At 65.3% G+C, this 5,924-nt stretch carries 8 protein-coding genes; 5 read left to right on the forward strand and 3 right to left on the reverse strand.

All coding sequences use genetic code 11. The features are described from left to right. Positions 1–1,404, reverse strand: a 1,404-nt coding sequence (locus BHQ40_RS23655; RefSeq protein ID WP_070158173.1) for a hypothetical protein, incomplete at its 3' end; no start/stop codon positions are given. Between the two features lie 132 nt (positions 1,405–1,536). Between BHQ40_RS23655 and BHQ40_RS26400 the strand changes: the two genes are divergently transcribed. Beyond that, positions 1,537–1,674, forward strand: coding sequence for a hypothetical protein (locus BHQ40_RS26400; RefSeq protein WP_171905947.1), 138 nt, complete (start codon positions 1,537–1,539; stop codon positions 1,672–1,674). Between the two features lie 176 nt (positions 1,675–1,850). On the opposite strand, the gene BHQ40_RS23660 is transcribed toward BHQ40_RS26400, so the two are convergent. Then, positions 1,851–2,465: a hypothetical protein gene (locus BHQ40_RS23660; RefSeq protein ID WP_070158174.1), complete on the reverse strand. Its 615-nt coding sequence runs from the start codon at positions 2,463–2,465 to the stop codon at positions 1,851–1,853. Between the two features lie 91 nt (positions 2,466–2,556). Between BHQ40_RS23660 and BHQ40_RS23665 the strand changes: the two genes are divergently transcribed. From BHQ40_RS23665 to BHQ40_RS23680, 4 genes are read left to right on the forward strand one after another with little or no spacing between them, the layout of a single operon-like run. Then, positions 2,557–2,946, forward strand: coding sequence for a VOC family protein (locus BHQ40_RS23665; RefSeq protein WP_070158175.1), 390 nt, complete (start codon positions 2,557–2,559; stop codon positions 2,944–2,946). 34 nt (positions 2,947–2,980) lie between these two features. Continuing rightward, the gene (locus BHQ40_RS23670; protein ID WP_070158176.1) at positions 2,981–3,541 is read left to right on the forward strand and encodes a peroxiredoxin; all 561 of its coding nucleotides are present in this window, start codon (positions 2,981–2,983) and stop codon (positions 3,539–3,541) included. Positions 3,542–3,600: 59 nt separating this feature from the next. After that, complete coding sequence (locus BHQ40_RS23675; protein WP_070158177.1) at positions 3,601–4,602, forward strand: threonine aldolase family protein; 1,002 nt, start codon at positions 3,601–3,603, stop codon at positions 4,600–4,602. Then, positions 4,599–5,522 carry a DMT family transporter gene (locus tag BHQ40_RS23680; protein ID WP_070158178.1) on the forward strand — a complete coding sequence of 308 codons (924 nt, stop codon included), beginning with the start codon at positions 4,599–4,601 and terminating at the stop codon, positions 5,520–5,522. Before BHQ40_RS23675 ends, BHQ40_RS23680 begins: the two co-directional genes overlap by 4 nt. Here the strand turns inward: BHQ40_RS23680 and BHQ40_RS23685 are convergent. Continuing rightward, a partial coding sequence (locus BHQ40_RS23685) for a Rossmann-fold NAD(P)-binding domain-containing protein (RefSeq protein WP_494338034.1) occupies positions 5,517–5,924 on the reverse strand: 408 nt, incomplete at its 5' end. The two genes, BHQ40_RS23680 and BHQ40_RS23685, sit on opposite strands and share 6 nt — an antisense overlap.

Raw genomic sequence — 5,924 nt, forward strand, 5'->3', positions numbered from 1 at the left:
GCTTTCCGCTATCCGCGAGAGCGCGATGGTTTCGGCAAGCGTGATCAGCGGTTGCAGCTCCCGGTCGATCTTCGCGCCCTTGCGCGCCTGACGCATGGCGGCGATCTCACGCTTGGCGTCCGCCGTCCGGCCAGCGCGGGCCAGGCCCTCCGCGCGCAAGGCCCGCCACACCTGTCCAGCCGTTTTCAGGCGCGCGTCCGGCGCGGGCATCGCCATCAATGCGGCCAGGTCTCCGGCGAATTGCGCCCGCGCCTGCAACGCAGTGATGAACCGCGCCTCGATATAGGCGGATTTCGCCGCCTGATCGGGGGAGATCGCCGCTTCCAGATTGGCGGCGGAGCGCAGCGCGACCGTCCGGTCGCTGATCTGCTCTGCGGCCGATGTCAGGAAATGGTTGTGATGCACGAAATAGCCGTAAAATTTCGGGTCCTCGCGCAATTTCCGGGCCATGGCCTCATCGACATCGACCGCCCGCTCATTGGCGCTGATCGCATCGTCAAAGCGGCCGATGCGGTAATAGGTGTGGCTGGGCATATGGACCAGATGCGCGAACGCCGGGGCTTCGTTCAGCAGCCGGTCGGCCGCCGCCTCCGCCCGGCCGGGCGTGTGCGACGCTTCGGTCAGGTGGATGTAGAGATGCTGCGCTTCGGGCTGGTCGGGGTTGCGCGCCAGCACCCGCTCGACCAGCGCGATCGCGCGCGCCGCCCAGGGCAGCGGCGTCAGGCCGTCCTCTTTCCAGTAATTCCATGGCTGCACATTCATGGCGGCCTCCGCCGCCAGAACCATGATCATGTCGTCGTCGGGATAGCGTTCCGACACGTCGCGCATCGCGTCGGCAAAGGCGATGGCGTGGACGCCCTTCTCCCGGTTCGGCCCGCCCGGCGCATAGCGGACGGCGAGCGCGGAAATCAGCGCATGCTCCTTTTCATTGGCGGCGGATGCGGTCAGTGCCCGGTCCGTCAGCGCCCGCGCAGCCGCGATCCTCTGGTCGCCGGACGGGCCGCTGTTGAGATAGGGACCGATGGCCAGCGCCTCCCCCCACATGCACATGGCGCAATTGGCGTCGCGGGACAGGCCCGCCTTGAAGCTGCGCTCCGCCTTAGCGAACTCAAATCCGTAGAGCAGGGCCATGCCCTGATCGAAATATTGTTGCGCTTCGGCCGACGCCGTGGCGATGGGATAATGGATCGGCGCCAGTCCGGGGATCAGCGGCATGGGAAACGCGCCCGCGCCAGCCGGTGAAGCCTCCCCCGCGGGCGCCAGGAACCCGCACGCCGTCGCCATCAGGCTAGCGGGGTCCAGCCGCATCATGCCCGGCGCCGATGGCGTTGGCGCTTTCGCGGAGCTGATCAGCGGCGACGCCACGGCCAGGACGGCAATCGATACCAGACGGCGACGGTGCATCACGATCTCGCGAACAGGATGGAATGGGACTGGCAGGGGTGTAGAAGAAATCTCCGCGCCCCGTCCACTATTTCGCGAAAAATCGGCCGGTTGGAAACCTGATGTTCAGTTCTGCCGATTATGGTTACCAATATGTCAAAGGAAAATCTTCGCAAGGCCGGGTGGGTGGCCGTCATGCTTCTGGTCCCCGGCGGGATGATATTGGGGGCGGCGGTGGCCGCGCGCCATTATCGCAAGAAGGCGGCGGAGCAGCAGTCGCAACCTGACTAAAGCTGTTGGAACCTTCGACTTCGTTGGATTCCAAAAATCAGATAATACTTATATATCAATATATTGATCGAAATCTCGCGTTTCGCAAAAATGGCGGACACCGTCGCGTTTGTTGTCGCATTTCCGCGATCGCCGACCCGCGATCGCCGGGCCGTTTCCGGCCGATGGCCACGCTTTTAGAAAGCGCCGGTTCCGGGGCAGCGTTTCCGTATGACGGCATTATTCTGGTATGTGACGGTCAGCCGCTTCTCATCGGCGGACAAGGTGAATTTCTGCCAGCGGAACCAGTTCTGCCCCTCGCCCTCGAAATTGGCGCCGACCATCACGGCCAGCGGCCCGGCCTGTTCGACCGCCGTGACCTTACCCACGCTTTCGTAGAAGCGCAGTTCCTTGGGCAGAACGACCAGGCGCAGGTCCGACCGCTGATTGCCGCAATCCTCGTTCAGCCCGGCCCAGTAACCGCGAAATCCCGGCGGCAATATGTCCCGCGCAGTTACGGCCGTCTGTGAAGGGCGCACGGGGCGGGACTGCGCCGCGCCCGGCTTCGCCGCGCCTGCGGAACCGGCTCCGGCCGCGCCGCCGGCATATCCGCCGCCACCGCCGCCGGTATAGCCGCTATCTTCCTTGTCCAGCGCGTTCGACGCATTGCCGTCGTCGGCAATGGCCGCATTACCGGCATTGTCCTCGCTCGCGGGTATCGCGGTGCTCAGCGAATCCGATGTGTTCGACCGGTCCTGCTGCCCGCACGCGGCGAGGGCAAGCATAAGGGCGAGGGGGAATAGGCGCATCATTCGGGAACCCGAAGGATCATGATGCGGTTCCCGATGACCATCCTCTGTTCGCATGATAGAGGGACAGTAGGATGTCGAAAAGGAAATGGCCATGCCGGTTCTTGGGATGGGTGGACTATTCTTTCGCGCGAACGACCCGGACGCCCTGTCCGCCTGGTACAAGGCGCATCTGGGCGTCGGCGCGGGGTGCGTGTCGGACCCGGCGGCGCAGGCCAATGAATGGGTCTGGATGGTGCAGGGCGGGCCGATGGTGTTTCAGCCCTTCGCCGCGACCACGGAGTATTTCGCGGCGGACAAGGCGTTCATGATCAACCTGCGGGTCAGCGATCTGGACGGCCTGCTTGCGGACTTGCGCGCCGCCGGCATTGCGATCATCACCAAGGCGGAATGGGATCATCCCGATACCGGCCGCTTCGCCCGCATCCACGACCCCGAAGGAAACGCCATAGAATTGTGGGAACCCCCCAACCCGCAATCCTGATACTCCCCCCAACCCTGAACAGAGGACACCCCCCATGAAAAGCCTCCACCTTGCGGCCGCCGCCGCCGCTGCCCTTGCCCTCGCATCCTCCCCCGCCAACGCCGCGCTCGCCGTCGGCGCAAAGGCGCCCGACTTCGCCACGCGCGGCGCGCTGGCCGGGAAGGTCATCCCGATCCGCCTCTCGACGGAATTGAAGAAGGGACCGGTCGTCCTCTATTTCTTCCCCGCCGCCTTCACCAAGGGATGCTCGGCCGAGGCGCGCGAATTCGCTGAACATATTGACGAGTTCAAGAAGGCAGGGGCGGAGGTGATCGGCATGTCCGCCGATCCGGTGGCGAAGCTCGCCGACTTCTCCAAGCAGGATTGCGCCAACAAATTCGCCGTCGCATCCGCCGGGCCTTCGGTCGTTTCCGGCTATGACGTCGCGCTGCCGCCCATGCCCAATATGCCGAACATGCCCGCCGGGCTTACCAACCGCACCTCCTATGTCATCGCGCCCAGCGGCCGCATCGCCTATGTCCATAGCGAGATGAACTATGTCGACCATGTGAAGAACACGCTGGCGGCGGTGCAGGCGATGAAGTCCGCGAAATAGTCCGGTCCTTCGGGATTGGCCGTTGACGCATGGGTGATGGGGCCGCATCTCCATCATCCATGCGCTTCTTCTCCGATAACGCCGCCCCCGTTTCCCCGGCCGTAATGACGGCCATCATGGCGGCCGACACGCTCGACACCGCCTATGATGGCGACGCATGGAGCGGGCGGCTGGACGCGGCCTTCTCCGCGCTGTTCGAAACGGAGGTATCCGCCATCTGGGTGCCGACCGGAACGGCCGCCAATTGCCTTGCCCTCGCGACCCTGTGTCCGCCCTTCGGCGGCGTGCTCTGTCATGAGGAGGCGCATGTCGAGATGGACGAGGCCGGGGCGCCGGAATTCTTCACCCATGGCGCGAAGCTGATGGCCGTGCCCGGCGAAGGCGCGAAGGTCACGCCCGATGTGCTGAGGGCGAAAATGGCCACCATCCGGGATGATGTGCATCAGGTGCAGGCCCATGCGCTGACCATCACCAACGCGACCGAATATGGCCTGGTCTATACCCCCGCAGAGGTCGCGGCGCTGGGCGATCTGTGCCGGGAGAGGAATATCGGTTTCCACATGGACGGCGCGCGCTTCGCCAATGCGGTGGCGTCGCTTGGCTGTTCTCCCGCCGATCTCACCTGGCGGGCGGGCGTGGACGCGCTGTCCTTCGGCTTCACCAAAAATGGCGGCATGTCGGCGGAGGCGCTGGTCTTTTTCCGGCCCGGCCTTGTCGATCAGGCGAAAAGGCGGCGCAAGCGGGCGGGGCATCTTCTGTCCAAGGGCCGCTACCTCGCCGCGCAGCTCCTTGCCCTGATCGCGGACGATCTGTGGCTGAAGAATGGCGAGGCCGCCAATGCCGCCGCAAGGCGGGTCGCGGACGCCGCTGGCGATCGCTGCCTCCATCCGGTGCAGGCCAATGAAATCTTCATCCGGGTGACCGCGGCGGAGGCGGCCAGCCTGCGGGCGCTGGGCTATGATTTCTACGATTGGGGGGAGGGCGCGGCCCGGCTCGTGACCGCATGGCATCACAGGGCGGAGGATGTGCAACCGCTGGCCGACGCCATCGCCGCGCTGTGACGGATACGCAACCTCCCGGGACCGCGCATTTCTTCGATGCGAAGGTGCTGATCCCCTTCACCATCGTCACCTTCATCTGGGGTTCGACCTGGCTGGTCATCCGCGATCAGGTGAGCGACGTTCCGGCAAGCTGGTCGGTCGCCTATCGTTTCCTGATCGCTGCCGCCGCGATGTTCCTGTTTGCCTATGTCCGGCGTGTTCCGCTTCGGCTCGGCTGGCGCGGCACGGCCTTTGCCGCCTGTGTTGGGGTGATGCAGTTCGGGCTGAACGTCAACCTCGTCTACCGGGCGGAGATATATCTGACTTCCGGGCTGGTGGCCATGCTCTATGCCCTGCTGCTGGTGCCCAATAGCCTGCTGAGCTGGATCGCCTTCCGGGAAGCCGTCAGCCGCCCCTTCATCCTTGGCTCGTTCATCGCGATCGGCGGCATCGCGCTTCTGTTTCTGCATGAATATCGCATGTCCGGCGTCGCGCCGGATCAGGTTCTGCTGGGCATGGCGCTGGGGATCGGCGGCACGCTGGCGGCGTCGGTGGCGAACGTCATGCAGGGCAGCGGCATTGCGCGCCGCCTGCCGATGGCCTCCACCCTAGCATGGGGGATGCTGCTGGGCGGACTGGCCGATGCGGCAGTGGCCTGGGCGCTGCATGGCCCGCCGGTGTTCGACACGCGGCCCACCTATCTGGCCGGGGTGCTGTATCTGGCGATTGCCGGATCAGTCATGACCTTCCCGCTCTATTACCGGCTGATCCAGCAGATCGGCGCGGGGCGCGCGGCCTATAGCAGCGTGCTGATCCCGATCATCGCCATGCTGCTCTCGACGCTGTTTGAGGGGTATCGCTGGTCTCCCCTCGCGCTTGCCGGCGCGGCGCTGGCCTTGCTGGGCATGGTCGTCGCGATGCGCGCCAAGACCGCTTCATAGGCAGGCGGCAAGCCCTTCCGCGAAGGTCGGGTAAAGCGGTTTCCAGCCCAGCGCCCGTTTCGCCTTCCCGTTGGCGACGCGCCGGTTTTCCGAATAGAAAGCGCGCGCCTGCGGCGACAGGGCGGCTTCTTCCAATGTCTGCAGGGGCGGGGGCGCGACACCCAGCATCGCGCTCGCCGCCTCGATGATCCGGTTCTGGGGGCAGGGCAGGTCGTCCGCCAGATTATAGGCGCCCGGCGGCCCGTCGAAGCCCGCAATCACCCCGGAGACAATATCGTCCACATGCACCCGGCTGAAAATCTGGCCGGGCACATCGATCCGCCGCGCCTGCCCCTCGCGCACCCGGTCCAGCGCCGATCGGCCGGGACCATAGATGCCGGGCAGGCGGAATATCCGGACGTC

The sequence above is a fragment of the Sphingobium phenoxybenzoativorans genome, from assembly GCF_001757355.1.
In the GTDB taxonomy this organism is placed as follows: Bacteria; Pseudomonadota; Alphaproteobacteria; order Sphingomonadales; family Sphingomonadaceae; genus Sphingobium; species Sphingobium phenoxybenzoativorans.